This is a genomic window from Saccharothrix sp. DSM 118769 (assembly GCF_052936295.1).
Genome location: NZ_CP193627.1, coordinates 1,156,363 through 1,174,961 on the forward strand (window position 1 = coordinate 1,156,363; position 18,599 = coordinate 1,174,961).

Here is an 18,599-nt window from a genome sequence, read left to right on the forward strand (position 1 = left end):
GCCTGACCGCGTGACCGCCTGACCGGGCCGTGCCCCGCCGCCCCGACCGGGCGGCGGGCACCGGGGTGGTCAGGCGGTCGGCAGCTCGCGCAGCAGCTTGGCCACGTGCCCGGTCGCGCGCACGTTGTAGAGCGCCTTCACGACCTTGCCGTCCGGTCCCACGAGGAACGTCGACCGGATCACGCCCATCACGGTGCGGCCGTAGTTCTGCTTCTCCCCGTACGCGCCCCACTCGGTGAGCACCGCGCGGTCGACGTCGGACAGCAGCGGGAAGTTCAGCCCCTCCGCCTCGGCGAACTTCGCCAGCTTCGCCGGCTTGTCGGGGGAGACGCCCACCACGTCGTAGCCGGCGGACGCGAGGTCGCCGAGGTTGTCGCGGAAGTCGCACGCCTGCTTGGTGCAGCCCGGCGTGCTCGCCGCCGGGTAGAAGTACACGACCACGGAACGGCCCGCGTAGTCCGCCAACGAGACGGGTGCGCCCGTGCTGTCGGGCAGGGTGAACGCCGGGGCCTGGTCGCCGGGGGACAGGCGCTTCTGCTCGGTCATTGCCGAGACGCTACAAGAGCCGCCGCGCGGTCAGCCGGTGCCCTCGTAGACCGCGCTCGGTTCCTGCCCGGTGCCGTTCGGCTCGACCACGACCCGGATCGGCACGGGCTCCTGCGGCACCGCGAACGCCACCGTCAGCACGGTCTCCGCGCCGGCCGCGACCTCGGGCACGGCGGCGGCCACGCCGCCCAGCCCCTGCACGGAGTCGCGCACCTCGGCCACCTGCCGCCCCTCGACGGAGGCGCGCACGACGAGCTGGCTCGTCAGGTACGGCTCCGGGGTGCCGTTGACCAGGGTCAGGGTGAACACGGCGGTGCGCGGCGACTTCGGGAACGAGGTGTCGCTGGGTTCCAGCGAGGACGGCGGCGACACCGTGACGGCCATGCCGTCGGCCCACACCCGCTGCGCGCCGAACGCGGCGTACGGGGAGGCGGGTGACGCGTCCGCGCCCTGCTCGGCCACTTCGGACGGTGGCTCGGCGGTGGTCAGGCCGGTGTGGTCCGCACATCCCGCCAAGGCCAGGACGACGAACGCGCCGGCGGCCAGTCTGGCGATTTCCACGAACCTCCCCTTCCCGCCCCGGCGGTGGGCTGACTGCGACAGGTCACCACCATGACGCGGAGCGGGAGTGCTCGGGAACCGATACAGGGCCTTGAAGCGCACCTGGTGCACGCCCGTGGCCAAGACGTGATGACGCGCGGCTGCCCGCGTGGGCGTCGCCACACCGGGCGGCGCCCACGCGGGTCGGCGGCGGCCGAGCTCCGAGCGGCGGACCGCCCGGGAGTTGATGAGCGCGTCGGGGGGCGTGCGCGCTCGTACTGATCATCGCGGTTGTGCCGCGAACCGCTACACCTCGACGTCGGTCTTCACTCGTTCGGGTGAACGTTGGGCGATCTGGGCGAGAAGCTCGTACGACCGGAGCCGGTCGGACTGCTCGGCGACCATCGTGGTCACCATCAGCTCGTCGGCCGCCGTGTCGGCCAGCAGCCGCTCCAGCCCGGCCTCCACCGTCCCCGGCGAGCCGATCACCTGGGAGGCCATCCGGTCCTCCACGATCAGCCGCTCCACGTCGGTGTACGGGTACGCGTCGGCCTCCTCGTTGGTGGCCACCGCCCCCGGCCGGCCGCTGCGCAGCTTCAGGAACGACAGCGCGCCCGGCTGGGCGAGGTACCGCGCGCGCTCGTCGGTGTCCGCGACCAGCACCGAGGCGCACACCAGCGCGTACGGCTCGGACAGCCGCGCGGACGGCCGGAACCGCTCGCGGTACAGGGCGAGCGCGGGCAGCGTGTTCTCCGCGCTGAAGTGGTGGGCGAACGCGAACGGCAGCCCGAGCAGGCCCGCGACCTGCGCGCTGTACCCGCTCGACCCGAGCAGGAACACGTCCGGCTTGTTGCCCTTCGCGGGCACGGCGAGCAGCTGCTCGGTGCCGTCGAAGTACCCGTTCAGCTCGGCCAGCTGCTGCGGGAAGTCGTCGACCGACAGCGGGCCGGCGGTGCGGCGCAGGGCCTGCGCGGTGCGCTGGTCCGTGCCCGGCGCGCGGCCGATGCCGAGGTCGATGCGGTCGGGGTGCAGGGCGGCGAGCGTGCCGAACTGCTCGGCCACGACCAGCGGCGGGTGGTTGGGCAGCATCACGCCGCCGGAGCCGACCCGCAGCGTCGTGGTGGCGTCGGCGACGTGGCCGATGAGGATCGCGGGCGAGGAACTGGCGATGCCGGGCATGTTGTGGTGCTCGGCCAGCCAGAACCGGGTGAAGCCGAGCCGCTCGACGTGCCGCGCCAGCTCGCGCGTGTGCGCGAGGGCCGTGCGCGCGTCCGTCCCCGCGGTGATCGTGGCGAGGTCGAGTGCGGACAGCGGCACGTCGCGGAGTCGGCTCATGCCACTGGACAACGCCCGGGGCGCCGGATGCCTTCCGCCGTCCGGGTGTGATGCCCGCGACCACGCCCGCGGGAAGCCCGCCCACGCCGGCGATGTTGACCAGGACATGGACGTGGTGGTCATCGGCGCAGGTCAGGCGGGCTTGTCCACCGCCCACTTCCTCGGGCGGGCCGGCCTGGACCACCTCGTCCTGGACGCCGAGGACGGCCCCGGCGGCGCGTGGCGGCACCGCTGGCCGACGCTGCGCATGGCCACCGTGCACGCCATCCACGACCTGCCCGGGGCGCCGTTCGCCGAACCCGACCCGGACGCGCCCGCCAACGAGGTGCTGCCCGCCTACTTCGCCGACTTCGAGCGCCGCGAGGGCCTGGACGTGCTCCGCCCGGTCCGGGTGCGCGCCGTCCGCGACCACGTCCCCGGCGACCGGCGCGGCCCGCTGGACGTGGCGACCGACCGCGGCACCTTCACCGCCGACGCCCTGGTCAACGCGACCGGCACGTGGACGCGCCCGTTCTGGCCCAGCTACCCCGGCCAGGAGCTGTTCCGGGGCCGGCAGCTGCACTCGTCGCGGTACCCCGGCCCGGCCTGGTTCGCCGGGCGGCACGTCGTCGTCGTGGGCGGCGGCACGTCCGCCGTGCAGCAGCTGCTGGAGATCGCCGCGCACGGCGGCACGACCACGTGGGTCACCCGCCGCGAGCCCGAGTTCTCCGACGAGCCGTTCGGCCCGGAGATCGGCCGCGCGGCCGTGGCGGAGGTGGAGGAGCGGGTCCGCCGCGGCCTGCCGCCGCGCAGCGTGGTCAGCGTGACCGGCCTGAGCCTCACCCCCGCCGTCCGCGAGGGGCTGCGGACCGGCGTGCTGGCGCGCAGGCCGCTGTTCGAGCGGATCACCGAGGACGGCGTGGTGTGGCCGGACGGCGGCTCCGAGCGCGCCGACGCGATCCTGTGGGCCACCGGCTTCCGCGCCGCCCTCGACCACCTCGCGCCGCTGCGGCTGCGCGCGCCCGGCGGCGGCGTCGAGCTGGACGGCACCCGCGTGGTCGCCGACCCCCGCGTGCACCTCGTCGGCTACGGGCCGTCGGCGAGCACGGTCGGCGCGTCCCGCGCGGGCCGGGTCGCCGCCCGCGAGATCAGGTCGCTGCTGTCCGCGCGGCCCGCCGCCTGAGCCCCCGCCCGCCCGGCTCCCGGCCGCCGAACCCCCGGCCGCCGAACCTCCGGCCGGCCACCCGCAGCCCCACGCCCAGCTTGTAGCGCAGCACGTCGAACCGGCCCACGTCGTGCCGCGCCAGGAACTCGCGCGCCGCGCCCTCCTCGAAGAACCACGGGAACAGCGACGCCGGGTCGTTGAACCCCTCGAACAGCTGCTCGCCGACGCCCTCCCGCCGGGACGCCGCGAGCAGCAGCTCCCGCTGGAAGCCCCGCAGCGGCGCGAGCAGCCCGTTGGAGAACTCGTTCGCGAACCGGCCCCGCTCCCACCACTCGTCGAACCGGTCCGCCAGCCACGACGCCGCGTACGGCCCGTCGAACGCGGTCAGCTCCCCGGCGAAGAAGCGGGCCATCCGGGTCGCGTTGTTGGCCCCCTGCCCGGCCAGCGGGTCGTTGAGCACCACGGCGTCGCCGAGGCCCAGCACGTGCCGCCCGGACGGCAGCACGCCGACGGGGCGGCGCACCACCGGCACGACCTCGCCCTTGATCCACGTCACCGGGCTCGTCGCCCGCGCGGGCCGCAGGAACGCCGACTCGTGCGGCAGCAGCTCGTCCACCAGGCCCTTGAGCACCTCCACGCCCTCGTCGGCCGACGTGACCCCGCGGAACCGGTCCGCCGGCCCGCCCGGCACTGCCTCCAGCACGATGCTGCGCGACTCGCCCACGTCCTTGTCGTGGAACGGCAACCAGAACAGCTCCGCGGTGCCCGGCACGAACGAGAACACGCCCTCGCGGTGCTCGGGGCGGGCCGCCAGGTCGTAGCCGTGGACGTTCACCATGAACAGCGCGCGCTGCGGGCGGGAGTGCACGCACCGCGCCGGGTCCCGCTCGAACAGCCCGGTCAGCGACCGGCACCCGGCGGCCACCACGACCAGGTCGTGCGCGGCGGCCAGCCGGTCGAGGTCCTCGACCGACACCTCGCCGACGACCACCTCCGCGCCGCGCCGCTCCAGCTCGGTGAGCCCGCCGGCGAACTTCAGCCGCTGGTCCACCGCCAGCGCGGGCTTGCGCAGCGGCGCGTCGACCGAGAACGCGACCCCGCCGTCGCCGGTCACCAGGTCGAGGTGGAGGTGGTGGATGCGGGACGCCCCGGGGTGCAGGTCGAGCCCCAGCTCCGCCTCGTACTCGACCTGGTCGCCGAACAGGCACGCGGTGGGCCGGCCGCGGTCGGCGAGGAGCTGGTCCGGCGTCAGGTCGGTGTGGATCGACACCCGCCACCCCGCCCGCAGCAGCGCCGCCGACAACACGAGACCCGCCTGACCGGCACCGACGACCGCGATTGTGCGCACGTCTACGAATACTCGGCGGACTTTCCCGATCAGGCCAATAGCACGATCGGGTCTTATAACCTCACTAATGTGCACAGGGCGTTGCGCGTCGTTATGGGTTTGTCACTCGGATTCGTCACTTCGGCCGTGAACGTGCTGGTCGTGGCGTTCGCCCGGAAGTGGGCCCGACCGGTGGCGGAAGCGGAACGCCGCCGTCTCTCGTGGGCGTTCGGGTTCGACACGGCCGAACCGGACCACGACCGGGCGACCCGCTACCTCGCGGTGCGCTGGCTCGTCGGCCTGTTCGGCGGGGTCGTGGTGGCGTGGCTGTACTACGGCCTGGCCATGGCCGGGATCATCGCCCACCGGCTGGTCGTGGGCGACACGGGTCCCGAGCTGAACGCCGACGACGACCTCGTCGAGTACCTGTGGACGGCCCTGGTGGGCGTCGTCCTGCTCTACATCGAGGTGCAGGGGATCATCGGCGTCGTCGCCCTGGAGCAGCGGGTCGCGCACCGCTTCCTCGGGCCGAGCGAGGCCGAGCTGCTGCGCCGCCGCGTGGACGAGCTGGCCGCCAGCCGGGCGGGCATCGTGGCCGCGGTGGACGCCGAGCGCCGCCGCATCGAGCGCGACCTGCACGACGGCGTGCAGCAGCGGCTGGTCGCCCTGGGGATGCTGCTGGGCCGCGCGCGCCGCAACCCCGACCGCGCGGCCGACCTGCTCGCCCAGGCGCACGAGGAGTCCCGGCACGTGCTGGAGGACCTGCGCGAGGTCGCCTGGCGGGTCTACCCGGCCGCGCTGGACTCGCTGGGCCTGGCCGAGGCGCTGGAGGCCGTCGCCGACCGCTCGGCCATCCCGGTGCGCATCGCCTGCCCGGCGCTGACCGCCGCGCCGCAGGTGGAGACCGCGGTGTACTTCGTGGTGTGCGAGGCGGTGACGAACGCGGCCAAGCACTCCGGTGCGACGATGATCGACGTGGACATCAGCGAGGACGGCGGCGCGGTGCGCGTGCGGGTCGTCGACGACGGCGCCGGGGGAGCGGACCCGGCGGGCGGCGGGCTGGCCGGCCTGTCCCGGCGGGTGCTCGCGCTGGACGGCCGGTTCTCCGTGACCAGTCCCGCGGGCGGTCCCACCGCGGTCGAGGCGAGCATCCCGTGCGGGTGATCCTGGCCGAGGACTCCGCGCTGCTGCGGGAGGGCCTCGTGCGGCTGCTGGCCGAGGAGGGCCACGAGGTGCCGGCCGCCGTCGGCACCGCGGCGGAGCTGGTCGCCGCGGTGGCCGAGCACCGGCCGGACGTCGTGGTGACCGACGTGCGGATGCCCCCGACGAACACCGACGAGGGCATGAGGGCCGCCCTGGAGATCCGCGAGCGGTTCCCGGGCGTCGGCGTGCTGGTGCTCTCGCAGTACGTCGAGCAGCGCTACGCCGTCGACCTGCTCACCGGGCACGCCGACGGCGTGGGCTACCTGCTGAAGGACCGCGTGGTCCAGGTGGAGGAGTTCCTGGACGCGCTGCGCCGGGTGGGGGCGGGCGGCGCCGCGTTCGACCCGGAGGTGGTGCGCCGGCTGCTGGCCCGCACCACGAGCCCGCTGGACGCGCTGACCGCGCGGGAGCGGGACGTGCTGGCGCGCATGGCCGAGGGCCACACGAACAACGCGATCGCGGAGCGGCTGCACGTGTCGCGCAGCGCGGTCGAGAAGCACGTCAACTCGATCTTCGACAAGCTCGGGCTGTCCGCCGAGGGCGGCTACAGCCGGCGGGTGCTGGCGGTGCTGCGCTACTTGCGGGCGTGATCCTTCTTCCGCTGCACGAGCCGGGACACCACGAACCACACGACGGCGATCACCACGAGGCCGAGCACGACCTTGGACACGACGCCGAGGTACTGGTCGACGAGGTGGTAGTTCGCGCCGAGCAGGTAGCCGGCGAGGATCAGCGCGGTGTTCCAGATCAGGCTGCCGGCCGCCGTGAGCAGGGTGAACTGCACGATCGGCATGCGCTCCACGCCCGCCGGGATGGAGATGAGGCTGCGGAAGACCGGCACCATCCGGCCGAAGAAGACGGTGGCCTTGCCGTGCCGGTTGAACCACTCCTCCGACTTGTCCACGTCGGACACCTTCATCAGCGGCATCCGCCCCGCGATGCGGCGGATGCGGTCGCGGCCCAGCGCGGCGCCCAGGTAGTACAGCAGCAGCGCGCCCACCACCGAGCCCGCGGTGGTCCACAGGATCGCGGCGACGAGGCCCATCCGGCCCTGGCTGGCGGTGAACCCGGCCAACGGCAGGAACAGCTCGCTGGGCAGGGGCGGGAACAGGTTCTCCAGCGCGATGGCCAGCCCGGCGCCGGGTGCGCCGAGCGTTTCCATCAGGTCGGTGATCCACGAGACGATGTCCATATTGTCCACATTACGAACCCGCCGACGGGCCCACCATGAAGCCGGCCGCACACCTGCGGTGCGGAAAACCCCAGTGCGGGAGTCCCCGAGGGGGGAAACCCGGAGGGGACCCCGGGCGGGCACCCCGGCACGACCGCGTGGCGGGCGCGCCGGTTCGGCGTCGGTTCGCGACCCCCTCCCCGCTGAGCGCTTGCGGCCTCCACCACGGGATACCCCGGTGCCGCCGACTCCACTCACGCTCCCCGGCGGCCCCCTGACCGTGCGGCCCCGGACCGCGCGACCCCCGGGACCGCGCGGCCCCTGACCGTGCGGCCCCGGAGCACGACCCTGGACTACGATCGGGTCCCGTGAAGCGCGTCCCCGTGGTCGTGGTGGCGGGGTTCCTCGGCTCCGGCAAGACGACGCTGCTCAACCACCTGCTCGCCGCCGCCCGCGGCACCCGGGTCGGCGTGGTGGTCAACGACTTCGGCGCCATCGGCGTGGACGCGATGAGCGTGGCCGGGCAGGTCGACTCCACCGTCTCGCTCAGCGGCGGCTGCCTGTGCTGCGCCGTCGACGTGAGCGAGCTGGACGAGATGCTGGCCAAGCTCGACTCCCTGGTCGACGTCATCGTGATCGAGGCCAGCGGCCTGGCCGAGCCGCAGGCCATGGTCCGGATGGTGCTGGCGAGCGAGAACCCGCGGCTGTCCTACGGCGGGCTCGTGCTGCTGGTGGACGCCGCCGAGCCGCCCGCCGACCTGGCCCGCCACCTGCGCGTCGCCGACCTCGTCGTGCTCAACAAGGTCGACCGGGCCGCCGACCCGGACGCGGTGGCCGCTGAGGTGGACCGGCTCAAGCCGGGCGTGCCGGTGGTGCGGGCGACGTTCGGGCGGGTCGACCCCGGCCTGCTGTTCGACCGCGTGGAGCGGACCGCCGCCGGCCAGCTGTCGTTCGACGACCTGCTCGCGGAGCTGGGCGGGCGCCACGAGCACGACCACGTGCGGTACGAGAGCGTCGAGTTCACCGCCGACGCCCTGAACCCCGCGCGGCTCATGGCGTTCCTCGACGCGCGGCCCGCCGGGCTGTACCGGATCAAGGGGTTCGTGTCGTTCGACGTGCCCGGCCACCGGCAGCGGTTCGGCCTGCACACCGTGGGCGCGTTCCTGCGGTTCGAGCGGTCGGCGTGGCCCGGTCCGCGGCGCACCGAGCTGGTGCTGGTCGGCACCGGCCTCGACGTGCCCGCGGTGCGCGCCGGGCTGGCCGCGTGCGTCGAGCCCGACCCGTCGTCGGTGGACCCGCGGTCGATGCTGGAGGTCCTGCGCCACCTGGCGTGAGCGGCCCCCGGCGGTGCCGAGGGCGCTGCTGACGACGTGGGCCCGGAGAGACTCGAACTCTCACTGGCACGGACCTAAACCGTGTGCCTCTGCCAATTGGGCTACGAGCCCGCCGGCGCAAGCTTATCCGCAGCCCCCGGCGGGCCGGTCCCGAGGGACCGATCCGCCGGTCCGCTCAACGGCGCGGGCGGCTCTCAACTACGGTTGTGGCCAGACCGCAGCTAGGAGGAGATGTGGCCCGCGACCCCGACACCATCCAGCGCGAGATCGAGCAGGCTCGCGACGCGCTGGCCGCGACGCTGGACGAACTGGGCACCAGGGCGAACCCCCAGCGCTTCGTCGAGTCCGGCAAGGAGAGCGTGCGCGCGAAGCTCGACGAACCCAGGGTCCGGTACTCGCTGATCGCGGTGGCCGTGCTCCTCGGGTTCGCCTTGCTGCGCAAGCTGTTCCGGTGACCTACTGCCCCTTGGCGACGAGGGGCAGCAGGACCTGTTCCACCACGCGGTCGACGAACGGGACGTCCAGCGGGTCCCCGGTGAGCATCAGCCGGTAGATCAGCGCGGCGCCCGCGATCTCGACCGCCATGCCGCGCGGCGCGTCGGGGCGCAGTTCGCCCCGTCCGTCCGCGCGCTCCAGGATGCCGCGCAGCACGTCGCGCTGCGCGGTCAGGAACGTCTCGCGGAACGCGGTGGCCAGCTCCGGCTCGTGCGGCAGCTCGCCGACCAGCGCCTGCGCCGCCTTGCCGCTCGGCCCGGACAGGAACGCGGCGAACGCGGCGAGGAACTCCCTCAGGTCGCCCGCCAGCGACCCGGTGTCGGGCTCGGCGAGGTTCTGCTGCGCCAGCTGCGTGCACGTGTCGATCACGAGGTCGAGCTTCGACTCCCACCGCCGGTAGATGGTGGCCTTGCCCGCCCGCGCCCGCGCGGCGACGGCGTCCATGGTCAACGCCCGGTAGCCCACCTCCGCCATCACCTCCAGCGCGGCCTGGCGCAGCGCGTCGTCGCGGCTCGCGTCCCTCGGTCTGCCCCGTTGCGGGGTCGTTCTGGTCGGCTCGCTGTACACCGGTGTCGCCATCGTGCGCTCCCGTCGCCTCTTCAGGCCGGACATCCTAGGCCGGGCCCGCCGGCACTAGGCGTCGATCACCTGGTCGTGAGTGGTCCTCGGTTCAGCGGTGCCCGGCTCGGTGGTGCTCGTCCCCGGGGTGCCTTGTCGCGGGGTGCCCCGCCGCGGGGTGCTCGTCCCCGCGGTGCGGTGGGGTGGTGGCGCGAGGCCCGCGCGGGTGTGCAGGTACGCCACCGAGAACGCGAGCGCGTCGCCGTCGAGCAGGTGCACCACGGTGCGGTCGGCGTGCCGGCCCGCGATCTCGTCCGCGAGCTGGTCGGCGGTGAGCCGCGCCGCGATCAGGCCGGGCGCCGTCGCGGTCAGCTCCTTGCCGTCGGCGCGCACGACGACGGTCCAGTCGTCGCCGTCGCGCCGGTAGTTCGCGGTGATGGGGAGTCTCGACATGCCTGCGCCCTCCGTCGGTCTCGTCCCATCTGACCGGCGTTCCGGGCCGAACACGTCGTCTGTCCTCCTAACGAGTGAGGTGGTCCCGGAGTTGCCTCCCACCTGCGGGGGATGCCGGCGTGACGCCGTTCGCACGAGGACGGTGGCCCGAACGAACGATTACCCGTTCGTGTAAGGAAAGTGCGTGATCGCTAACGGTGGGGCGGCGACGGTCCGACAGACCGATCGGAGCAACGTCGTCAACCCGGAGGTTTTCATGAGTCGCCGAACCACCGTCGCGGTGAGCCTGTCCCTCGGCCTGCTGCTGGCACCGGGGGTGGCGTCGGCGACCCCGGCGCTCGACGGCCCGCCCGGCCGGGGCGACGTCTGCGGTCGCGGCGAGCCGCCGTGCCACACCACGACCACCGCGGTGCCGGAGACCACCACGACCACCGCGGTGTCCGGCACCTCGGCGACGGCGACCACGACCACCGCGGTGTCCGGCACGTCCGCGACCTCGATCGACCCCGGCACGTCCGCGACGTCCACCGGTACCACCGCGGCGCAGACCACGACCACGACCGCCGCTGCCGCCGTCGCCGTCGCACCGGCCGGTGCGCAGGCGGCCCTGGTGGCCGGCGGGGGCGACCGGCGCGCGTTGGCCGACACCGGCTCGGCCCCGCTGCTGACCGCCCTGGTCGGGCTGGCCAGCGCGCTCGCGGGCGCCGTCCTGCTGCTCCTCGGCCGCCGTCGTCGGGGGGCCTGAGCCCTCGTCAGCCGAGCCGGGCCGCCACGCCGCGCCACACGACGTCCACGACGTAGTCGGTGGCCCGCTCGGGGCCGACGTCGGGGCGGCGTTCGCACCACAGGGCCAGGCGCTCGGTCGCGCCGACCACGATCTCGGCGAACGCCTCCGCCTCGACCGGGTCGAGGTCCGGGGCGAAGGCCACGAGCACGGCCGAGATCAGGTCGGTCTGCTGACGCCGGATGCCCTCGACCTCCTCGACCGCGGACGGCACCGTGATCGCCGCCTCGTGGCGCAGCAGCGACCACGACCGCTCGTGCCCGGCGATGAACTCGAAGAACGCGAGCAGGCCCCGGCGCAGGACCTCCTCGGGGCCCTCCGCGCCCGCGATGGCCCGCTGCGTGCGCTCCAGCAGCTCGGTGCGCGCGCGGTGGATGCAGCCGATGAGCAGGCCCTCCTTGGAGCCGTAGTACTCGTACAACATCGGCTTGGAGACCCCGACGCGTTCGGCGATCTCGTCCATCGACGCGGCCAGGTAACCGCGCTCGGCGAACACGGCCTCGGCGACGTCGAGCATCTGCGCCTTGCGCTGCGCCTTGGGCATCCGGCGGCGCTTGGGCGCGGCGTCCGCGTTCTCGGCGCCCGCGTTCTGGGCGTCCGCGTTCCGGGCGCCCGACTTCTCGGCTCCCGCGGCCTCGGTGGGGGTCACGAACCCAGACTACCGGAGGTAACTTACTTGGAGTAACCTACTGAGCAGTATGTAGCCGGACTTGGAGGACGGGATGCACCGAGAGGTCAAGGTCCTGGTCGTCGGCACGGGTTTCTCCGGCCTGGGCATGGCGATCGAGCTGAAGCGCAGCGGGGAGCGCGACTTCGTCGTGCTGGAGAAGGCGTCCGACCTCGGTGGCACCTGGCGGGACAACTCCTACCCCGGCTGCGCGTGCGACGTGCCGTCCCACATGTACTCGTTCTCGTTCGAGCTGAACCCGCGCTGGTCGCGCATGTTCGCCAAGCAGCCGGAGATCCGGGACTACCTGCACCGGGTGGCCGAGAAGTACCGGCTGCGCGAGCACATCCGGTTCAACGCGAAGGTGGCCGGCGCGCGCTGGGACGAGGACGCGAAGGTCTGGCACGTCGCCACCGAGCACGGCGACACCTACACCGCCAAGGCCGTCGTGGCGGGCATCGGCGCGCTGCACATCCCGAACGTCCCGGCGCTGCCCGGCATCGAGAAGTTCGAGGGCCGCGCGTTCCACTCGGCCCAGTGGGACCACGACCACGACCTCACCGGGCGGAAGGTCGCCGTCGTCGGCACCGGCGCGAGCGCCATCCAGTTCGTGCCGCGCATCGCCGACCGGGTCGGGCGCATGACGATCTTCCAGCGCACGCCGCCGTGGGTCATGCCCAAGATGGACCGGTCCATCAGCGGCTGGGAGCAGAAGCTGTTCGGCGCGCTGCCGTTCACCCAGCGCCTGTACCGCGACTACGTCTACTGGGTGCGCGAGTCCAGCGCGCTCGGCTTCGCGGTGAACCCGAAGATCATGGAGTTCGCCCAGGGCATCGCCCGCCGGCACCTGCGCGGCCAGGTCGAGGACCCGGCGCTGCGGGAGAAGCTGACGCCCGACTACACCATGGGCTGCAAGCGCGTGCTGATCTCCAACGACTTCTACCCGGCGCTGAACAAGCCCACCGTGGACCTCGTGACCGACGGCATCGCCGAGGTGCGGGAGCGCTCGATCGTGGACAACGCGGGCGTCGAGCACGAGGTCGACACCATCATCTACGGCACCGGCTTCCACGTCGTCGAGTCGTACGACCACCTCGACGTCACCGGCAAGGGCGGTGTCGACCTGGCGACGAAGTGGCGCGAGGAGGGCATCGAGACCTACTACGGCATCACGGTGTCCGGGTTCCCCAACTTCTTCTTCCTGCTCGGCCCGAACACCGGTCTCGGCCACAACTCCGTGGTGTTCATGATCGAGTCGCAGATCCGCTACGTCCGGCAGTGCCTGGAGCTGCTCGACCGGCACCGCGCCGACGAGCTGGACGTGCGGCCGGACGTGCAGGCGGGGTTCAACCGGCAGCTCCAGCGCAAGCTCACCAGGGGCGTGTGGACCGAGGGCGGCTGCAAGAGCTGGTACCTCGACGCGCGGGGCGTGAACCGCACCGTGTGGCCGGGCTTCACCTGGCGCTACTGGATGCGCACGAGGACCGTGAACCCGGCCGACTACACCCTCACCCGGGCCCGCCGCCCCAAGGTCCCCGCCTAACCCGCGAGAGTCCAACGCCCAGGCCCCGAGAGTCGTACCCCCGGGCCCCGAGAGTCCAACGCTCAGGCCCCCTGAGTTCTACGTTCACGACCGCCGGTGTTCCGGCCTGAACGTAGAACTCAGGGGGCCTGGAGGTTGGACTCTCGAGGTCTGAGCGTTGGACTCTCGGGGCCTGGGTGTTGGACTCTCGGGTCAGACGCCGGCGGCCTTGGCGCGTTCCGCCCGCAGGCGGGTCACGTCGCCCAGTTCGAGGGGGGCCGGCTTGGTGCCGGTGGCCCACTCGATGAGGAGGTCGGCGATCTGCGGGTTGCGCGGCAGCACGGGACCGTGCAGGTAGGTGCACAGGATGCGGCCCTGGACCGCGCCCTCCACCGAGCCGTCGTTGCCGGTACCCACCTTGACGTGCGCCAACGGCTGCGCGGACGGCCCCAGCACGGTGCGGCCCTGGTGGTTCTCGAAACCCGTCAGGATGCCGTCGAACAGGCCGTTCGCGGGCGTCGCGATCACCTCGCCGATGGCCCGGCTGCCGCCCGCGTGCGACGTCGAGTCGATCAGGCCCAGGCCGGCGTGCGTGACCTGGTCGGCCCGGGTGAACGACTCGCCGAAGATCTGGATGCCCGCGCACACGCCGAGGACCACCGCGCCGCGCGCCGCCGCGCGCTGCATCCCGGGGTGCTCCCGCAGGTGCCGCACGGCCAGCGTCTGCGCCGTGTCCTCGCCGCCGCCGACCACGTAGATGTCGCACGAGTCGGGCACCGGCTCGCCGAACCGCACCGTGACGATCTCGGCGGGGATGCCCCGCCACGTCATGCGCTTCTCCAGCACGACCGCGTTGCCGAAGTCGCCGTAGGTGCCGAGCAGGTCGGGCAGCACCAGGGCGATCTGGACCTTGGACGTCGTCACTCGGCGGCCCTCGCGTTCAGGTCCCGGAAAGCGGTGTAGTTGGCGATGACCTCGACCGGGCCGGGCGGCATGGCGTCGATCGCCGCCAGCGGGTCGGGCACGATCGTGTGCCGCACCTCGGCGTAGGTGAGCCGGACGGCCAGGTCGGTGGCGCGTTCGCCGGACGCGATGACCTGGCGGCCCTGGAGCCGCTCGAACGGCACGTCCCACAGCCACGACAGGTCGCGCCCGTCGGCCTCGTGCGCGTTGATCACGAGCACGGCCGGGTGGTCGGCCTCGCGCACCACGGTCAGCGTCTCGCTCCAGCCGGCCGGGTTCTTCGACAGCAGCAGGCGGGCGCGGTGGCCCGTCCGCTGGATCGTCCGGTACCGGCCGGCCACGTTGGACACGCCGCGCAGCCGCTGCACGGCCTCCTCGACGGGCACGCCGAGCGCGGCGGCGGCGGCGGTCGCCATCACCGCGTTGGCCTGGTTGAACTTGCCGGGCAGCCGCAGCGACAGCTCGACCTTCACGCCGTTCGGCGTGACCAGCCAGCCGTCACCGGTGATCCAGTTCGGCCGGGGCCGGGCGAGGTCGCAGCCGGTGCAGTGCCAGTGCTCGCCCTGCCAGCGGATCGGGTCGCCGCAGCGCGGGCACGAGGCCGCGTCGTTGTGCCAGCCCGTGCCGGTGGCCACCCACACCACGTTCGAGCAGTCGCGCGCGGCCGAGGTGACCATGATGTCGTCGCAGTTGGCGACGACGGTCCCGGTCACCGTCTTGAGCGCGGTGCGCAGCGACTTCTCGATGGTGCGGACCTCGCCGACCCGGTCGAGCTGGTCGCGCGACAGGTTCAGCAGCACGGCCACGGCGGGCGCCGCCGCCCGCACGACCTCGGGGAAGTACCCCTCGTCGACCTCCAGCACCGCGTACGGCGCGTCGGGCTGCTTGGACAGCGCGGTCACGTGCCCGTCCGGCATGTTCGCGCCGCCGTGGTTGGTGGCGACCTCGCCGAGGAACGACACGGCGCGGCTGAGCATCATCGTGCTGGTGGTCTTGCCGTTGGTCCCGGTCACCAGTGCGACGGCGCGACCCTGGGTGAGGTGCGCCAACGCCTGCGGGTCCAGCCGCAGCGCGACCCGGCCGCCGATCATGCCACCGGCGCCGAGGCCCATCTTCTGCGACAGCTTCGAGCTCATGTTGCCCAGTCGCACGGCGGCCGCGGTGCGCAGCGGCAGGCGGGCTGGGTCTGCACCTGGAGTGTTCGGCAAGCGACTTCCTGCACGGTCAGGGGTGGGGGAGTGCCCCCGATGCTACCGGGGTCGGTGGTTGTCCAGCTCCCGCAGGGTCCTGATCAGGTCCACCGTGCTGAGCTGGCACAACTGCGCCATGTACTCCAGCGCGGGCAGGTCCAGGTGCACCTCGGCCGGCTGCCCGGGGGCGAGCTGGGCGAGCCTGCCCTGGGCCCAGCGGCGCAGCGGCAGCAGCTGCGGTCGCGTGTCGGCGACGACCGCGCTGAGGTTCACCGCCAGGTGACCGGCCGGGGCGTCCCCGAACACACGTTCGTGGACCCGGGCCAGCACCTGGTGCGCGGGCACGCCCAGGGCGACGCAGATCTCCACCAGCCGGACCACTGAGCACTGGCGGGTGCCCAGCTCGTAGGTGGCCAGCGTCTGGAGCGAGATCTCGCTCTGCAAACGTCGGTTGAGCTCCTTGCGGGTCCATCCGCGCTGCTTGCGCAGGCTGCGCAGCTCGTCCCCGAGCACGCGCTGGTACGCCGCTGTGTCGATCTGCACCGTCGATCCTCCGTCCGCGGGGGCCCCGACAGACCCCACGCAGATGGAAAGCGCGACTTTGGGATCGCTTACGCGAGTTGTCCCATTTATCGCCCGATCGGGCTAACCGAGTAGTACCGAAAGTAGCGTTTACGGGGTGAGAGCACGGGTAACCCCCTGCTCGGTCGGCCCCAGGAACCGGGGGTCCGGTTCGGCCACCACGCCGTCCCACATCGCCTTGCCCGCCGCGAAGACCTCCCGGAAGTGGCCGTAGGCGGTCGTCGTGGCCCAGCGCCGGGACGTGTCGTGGCCCACGCCGCGCGCGTCCAGGCCCGCCGACCGGCACAGCGCCACGGCGCGCGGCAGGTGGAAGCCCTGGGTCACCACGGTCAGCCGCTCGACGCCGAAGACCCGCTTGGCCCGCGTGCACGAGTCCCACGTGTCCAGGCCCGCGTAGTCGGCCACGACGACCCGCTCGGGCACGCCCCGGCGCACCAGGTAGCCGCGCATGGCGCTCGGCTCGTCGTAGTCGGTGGTGCTGTTGTCCCCGCTGACCAGCAGCACCTTCACCTTGCCGGTCCGGTACAGCTCCGCCGCCACGTCCAGCCGGCCCGCCAGGAACGGCGTCGGCGCCCCGGACCGGGTCAGGCCCGCGCCCAGCACCAGCGCCACCGGCGCCTCGGGCACGTCCGCCGCGCCGTGCACGTACGGCGCGCTGCTCGCCCGCACCCACACCCACGGCGTGGCCGCCAGCAGCACCAGCAGCCCGGTCACGACCAGCGCGCGCCGCCAGCGCCGCCGCAGCAGCCGCGCCGCCCGGCCCGCGCCCGCCCGCACCCGTCCCGCGAAGTCCTCCACGAACGCCTCCCCCGAGTTCCGCCCGCGCGGACCGGTCCCGCGCGGGTCAGTTGACGCAGCGCACCCCGTCCGCGGTGATGGGCTGCTCCGGCGTGGTCGTCGCCGGCTGCCGCCGCGCGCCGTCCAGGCCGACCAGCGGCCCGCCGGCGAGGCCCTGGACGCCCGGCCCGTCGTACTCCGGGCCGAGGAACACCCGCACGTGCCCGGTCGGGACGTCGGGGTCCTCCTCGACGTCGAGGCCGCCGAGGAAGTCGGCGACGGCCGCCGCGCCGTCCTCGCCGCCGAGGCCGTGGCGCACCGCGGAGGACGTCACCTCCTCGGCGGCGTTGCCCGAGCCGCCGTCCACGTACCCCTCGGCGACCAGGGACCGCAGCACGCGGCCGGCCAGCCCGCCCACGCCCGAGGCGTTGCGCACCTCGACGGTCACCGCGGCCGGGTCCACGGTCGGCGCGGTGGACGAGGAGCCCGGCGCGGTCGGGTCGGCGCCGAGGTTCTCGAAGAACTTCCGCACGTCCCGTTCCTTGACCTCGATCGCCAGGCCGTCCTCGGGCGTCTGGAGCTCCGGGTCGCCGGTCGGGATGGTCTCGAACTTGAGGTTGCCGCCGGTCAGGTCCTTCATCTGGGTGGCGAACCTCAGCACGTCCCAGCCCTCGTCGAGCACGATGGACCTGCTCAGGGCGTCGATCAGGGCACCGAGCCTGCCTGGGTCGGACAACGTGCCCGCGGACAGGATCTGCTTGGCCAAACCCGCCATGAACACCTGCTGGCGCACGATCCGGTCCAGGTCGCCGCGCAGCAGCCCGTACCGCTGGCGGACGAACGCCAGCGCCTCGCGGCCCTGGACCTTCTGCGGCCCGGCGGCGAAGTCGGCGCCGGAGAACTCGTCCCGGGTGGCCTGGTTGAGGCACACGTCCACGCCGCCGACGGCCTTGGTGATCTCGTAGAACCCGACCAGGTTGATCTCGGCGTAGTGGTCGACGGTGACGCCGGTGAGGTCCTGGACGGTCGCGATGAGGTTCTTCGCGCCGTCCTTGCGGGACTTGACGTCCAGCTGGGCCGGGTCGGACTCGCCCTCGCGCTTGAGGCGCTCGATGGCGTCGTCCTTGCCGTACCCGTACGCCGAGTTGATCTTGTGGCGGCCGTAGCCGCCCGCGATCTTCACGTACGAGTCGCGCGGGAACGACACCGCGACGGCCTTGCCGCCGTCGTTCGGCACGTGCATCAGGATCAACGTGTCGGTGTTCAGGCCGCCGGCCGTCTCGTCGCCCGCCTGGAGCTCGTCGAGGACCTCCCGCGGCAGCGGGTTGCCCTTCGAGTCGGTGCGGCTGTCCATGCCCACCATGAGGATGTCGACCGAGCCGTCGGCGGGCTTCTCGCCGCCGCCCTCCGCGCCGATCACGTCCGTGGTGGAGATGCTCTCGGTCAGCGACTGGAAGTTGGCGTACGCGTAGCCCGTGCCCAGCAGCACGGCCACCGAGGCGAGCGCCAGGACCGTGCGGCCGACGAGCGCGCCGGCGCCCACCGTCGTGGTGGTCGTCGGGGGCTTGCGCGCGGGCGCGGTCCGCACGGGACGCGCCCGCGCGCCCGCGGCACGGCCGTCCCGGGCGCCGGACCGCGCGGGCGGGGCGGGCGGGGCGGGGCGTTCACGGCGCGGCGGCTCGGGCCGGGCGACCTGCGTGACCGGCTCGGCGCGCTCGGTGGGGTCGTCGGCACGGGGGCGGGGCCGCGCGGGGCGTCCCGGCGGCGGGTCGAGGCGGCGGCGCGGGTCCGGCTGGAACGCGTCGTCACCGCCCCCCTCGCGCCTGGGCCGAGCCGCGGGGGGACGACGAGGGGGAGCTGGTCGCCCGCGGAACCCGTCGGGTTCGCCTGGCCTCGGCGGCCGGTTGTCCACGCCCACTCCTCCCTGGTACCCGGGTACGCCTCGGAGGACGCATCACGGGGCGCCCGGGTTGCGCACAGCGTCGCACAGGCCGTCCCCGGGTGACGT

20 protein-coding genes and 1 tRNA gene are annotated in these 18,599 nt (G+C 73.5%); 7 read left to right on the plus strand and 14 right to left on the minus strand.

The features are described 5' to 3' along the window. Positions 1-69: 69 nt before the first annotated feature. The 3 genes from bcp to ACRAKJ_RS05565 all read right to left on the minus strand — a co-directional run bounded on the left by bcp (position 70) and on the right by ACRAKJ_RS05565 (position 2,421). Positions 70-546, minus strand: a complete 477-nt coding sequence (gene bcp / locus ACRAKJ_RS05555) for a thioredoxin-dependent thiol peroxidase (protein ID WP_438925581.1) — start codon at positions 544-546, stop codon at positions 70-72. Between the two features lie 30 nt (positions 547-576). Continuing rightward, on the minus strand, positions 577-1,107 hold the full coding sequence (locus ACRAKJ_RS05560) for a hypothetical protein (RefSeq protein WP_438925580.1): 531 nt from the start codon (positions 1,105-1,107) through the stop codon (positions 577-579). Positions 1,108-1,392: 285 nt separating this feature from the next. Further along, entirely contained in the window at positions 1,393-2,421 is a 1,029-nt protein-coding gene (locus ACRAKJ_RS05565; RefSeq protein WP_438925579.1) for an MsnO8 family LLM class oxidoreductase, read from the minus strand. 106 nt (positions 2,422-2,527) lie between these two features. On the opposite strand from ACRAKJ_RS05565, the gene ACRAKJ_RS05570 reads away from it, so the two are divergent. Beyond that, positions 2,528-3,583 (plus strand): FAD-dependent oxidoreductase, encoded by a 1,056-nt coding sequence (locus ACRAKJ_RS05570; RefSeq protein WP_438925578.1) that lies wholly within the window; start codon positions 2,528-2,530, stop codon positions 3,581-3,583. On the opposite strand, the gene ACRAKJ_RS05575 is transcribed toward ACRAKJ_RS05570, so the two are convergent. After that, positions 3,549-4,913, minus strand: a complete 1,365-nt coding sequence (locus ACRAKJ_RS05575; RefSeq protein ID WP_438925577.1) for a styrene monooxygenase/indole monooxygenase family protein — start codon at positions 4,911-4,913, stop codon at positions 3,549-3,551. The genes ACRAKJ_RS05570 and ACRAKJ_RS05575 overlap by 35 nt on opposite strands. A gap of 126 nt (positions 4,914-5,039) precedes the next feature. Between ACRAKJ_RS05575 and ACRAKJ_RS05580 the strand changes: the two genes are divergently transcribed. Both ACRAKJ_RS05580 and ACRAKJ_RS05585 read left to right on the plus strand, forming a co-directional pair. After that, the gene (locus ACRAKJ_RS05580) at positions 5,040-6,056 is read left to right on the plus strand and encodes a histidine kinase (RefSeq protein WP_438925576.1); all 1,017 of its coding nucleotides are present in this window, start codon (positions 5,040-5,042) and stop codon (positions 6,054-6,056) included. Continuing rightward, positions 6,047-6,685, plus strand: coding sequence for a response regulator (locus ACRAKJ_RS05585; protein WP_438925575.1), 639 nt, complete (start codon positions 6,047-6,049; stop codon positions 6,683-6,685). The genes ACRAKJ_RS05580 and ACRAKJ_RS05585 overlap by 10 nt, the downstream gene beginning before the upstream one ends. Here the strand turns inward: ACRAKJ_RS05585 and ACRAKJ_RS05590 are convergent. Beyond that, positions 6,670-7,287: a VTT domain-containing protein gene (locus tag ACRAKJ_RS05590; RefSeq protein WP_438925574.1), complete on the minus strand. Its 618-nt coding sequence runs from the start codon at positions 7,285-7,287 to the stop codon at positions 6,670-6,672. The two genes, ACRAKJ_RS05585 and ACRAKJ_RS05590, sit on opposite strands and share 16 nt — an antisense overlap. Positions 7,288-7,634: 347 nt before the next feature. Between ACRAKJ_RS05590 and ACRAKJ_RS05595 the strand changes: the two genes are divergently transcribed. Then, entirely contained in the window at positions 7,635-8,600 is a 966-nt protein-coding gene (locus ACRAKJ_RS05595) for a GTP-binding protein (protein ID WP_438925573.1), read from the plus strand. A 37-nt stretch (positions 8,601-8,637) separates the two neighbouring features. On the opposite strand, the gene ACRAKJ_RS05600 is transcribed toward ACRAKJ_RS05595, so the two are convergent. Beyond that, positions 8,638-8,711, minus strand: a tRNA-Leu gene (locus tag ACRAKJ_RS05600). A 122-nt stretch (positions 8,712-8,833) separates the two neighbouring features. Between ACRAKJ_RS05600 and ACRAKJ_RS05605 the strand changes: the two genes are divergently transcribed. Then, entirely contained in the window at positions 8,834-9,055 is a 222-nt protein-coding gene (locus ACRAKJ_RS05605; RefSeq protein ID WP_438925572.1) for a DUF3618 domain-containing protein, read from the plus strand. 1 nt (position 9,056) lies between these two features. On the opposite strand, the gene ACRAKJ_RS05610 is transcribed toward ACRAKJ_RS05605, so the two are convergent. Together ACRAKJ_RS05610 and ACRAKJ_RS05615 are read right to left on the minus strand one after the other, a co-directional pair. After that, positions 9,057-9,674 (minus strand): TetR/AcrR family transcriptional regulator C-terminal ligand-binding domain-containing protein, encoded by a 618-nt coding sequence (locus tag ACRAKJ_RS05610; RefSeq protein ID WP_438925571.1) that lies wholly within the window; start codon positions 9,672-9,674, stop codon positions 9,057-9,059. A 54-nt stretch (positions 9,675-9,728) separates the two neighbouring features. Continuing rightward, positions 9,729-10,106 (minus strand): hypothetical protein, encoded by a 378-nt coding sequence (locus ACRAKJ_RS05615; RefSeq protein WP_438925570.1) that lies wholly within the window; start codon positions 10,104-10,106, stop codon positions 9,729-9,731. A 256-nt stretch (positions 10,107-10,362) separates the two neighbouring features. Between ACRAKJ_RS05615 and ACRAKJ_RS05620 the strand changes: the two genes are divergently transcribed. After that, positions 10,363-10,851: an LPXTG cell wall anchor domain-containing protein gene (locus tag ACRAKJ_RS05620; protein WP_438925569.1), complete on the plus strand. Its 489-nt coding sequence runs from the start codon at positions 10,363-10,365 to the stop codon at positions 10,849-10,851. A gap of 7 nt (positions 10,852-10,858) precedes the next feature. Here the strand turns inward: ACRAKJ_RS05620 and ACRAKJ_RS05625 are convergent, their stop codons facing one another. Then, a complete protein-coding gene (locus tag ACRAKJ_RS05625; protein ID WP_438925585.1) occupies positions 10,859-11,434 on the minus strand; it encodes a TetR family transcriptional regulator in 576 nt (191 codons plus the stop codon). A 178-nt stretch (positions 11,435-11,612) separates the two neighbouring features. On the opposite strand from ACRAKJ_RS05625, the gene ACRAKJ_RS05630 reads away from it, so the two are divergent. Next, positions 11,613-13,100 (plus strand): NAD(P)-binding domain-containing protein, encoded by a 1,488-nt coding sequence (locus ACRAKJ_RS05630; RefSeq protein ID WP_438925568.1) that lies wholly within the window; start codon positions 11,613-11,615, stop codon positions 13,098-13,100. 192 nt (positions 13,101-13,292) lie between these two features. Here the strand turns inward: ACRAKJ_RS05630 and ACRAKJ_RS05635 are convergent, their stop codons facing one another. The 5 genes from ACRAKJ_RS05635 to ACRAKJ_RS05655 all read right to left on the minus strand — a co-directional run bounded on the left by ACRAKJ_RS05635 (position 13,293) and on the right by ACRAKJ_RS05655 (position 18,503). Continuing rightward, entirely contained in the window at positions 13,293-14,003 is a 711-nt protein-coding gene (locus tag ACRAKJ_RS05635; RefSeq protein ID WP_438925567.1) for a type 1 glutamine amidotransferase, read from the minus strand. Next, positions 14,000-15,178 (minus strand): MurT ligase domain-containing protein, encoded by a 1,179-nt coding sequence (locus ACRAKJ_RS05640; RefSeq protein ID WP_438925566.1) that lies wholly within the window; start codon positions 15,176-15,178, stop codon positions 14,000-14,002. Before ACRAKJ_RS05640 ends, ACRAKJ_RS05635 begins: the two co-directional genes overlap by 4 nt. Positions 15,179-15,292: 114 nt before the next feature. Continuing rightward, positions 15,293-15,775: a helix-turn-helix domain-containing protein gene (locus ACRAKJ_RS05645; protein WP_438925565.1), complete on the minus strand. Its 483-nt coding sequence runs from the start codon at positions 15,773-15,775 to the stop codon at positions 15,293-15,295. A 129-nt stretch (positions 15,776-15,904) separates the two neighbouring features. Further along, positions 15,905-16,612: an ElyC/SanA/YdcF family protein gene (locus ACRAKJ_RS05650; RefSeq protein ID WP_438925564.1), complete on the minus strand. Its 708-nt coding sequence runs from the start codon at positions 16,610-16,612 to the stop codon at positions 15,905-15,907. 46 nt (positions 16,613-16,658) lie between these two features. Continuing rightward, complete coding sequence (locus tag ACRAKJ_RS05655) at positions 16,659-18,503, minus strand: LCP family protein (protein ID WP_447008891.1); 1,845 nt, start codon at positions 18,501-18,503, stop codon at positions 16,659-16,661. Positions 18,504-18,599: the final 96 nt, after the last annotated feature.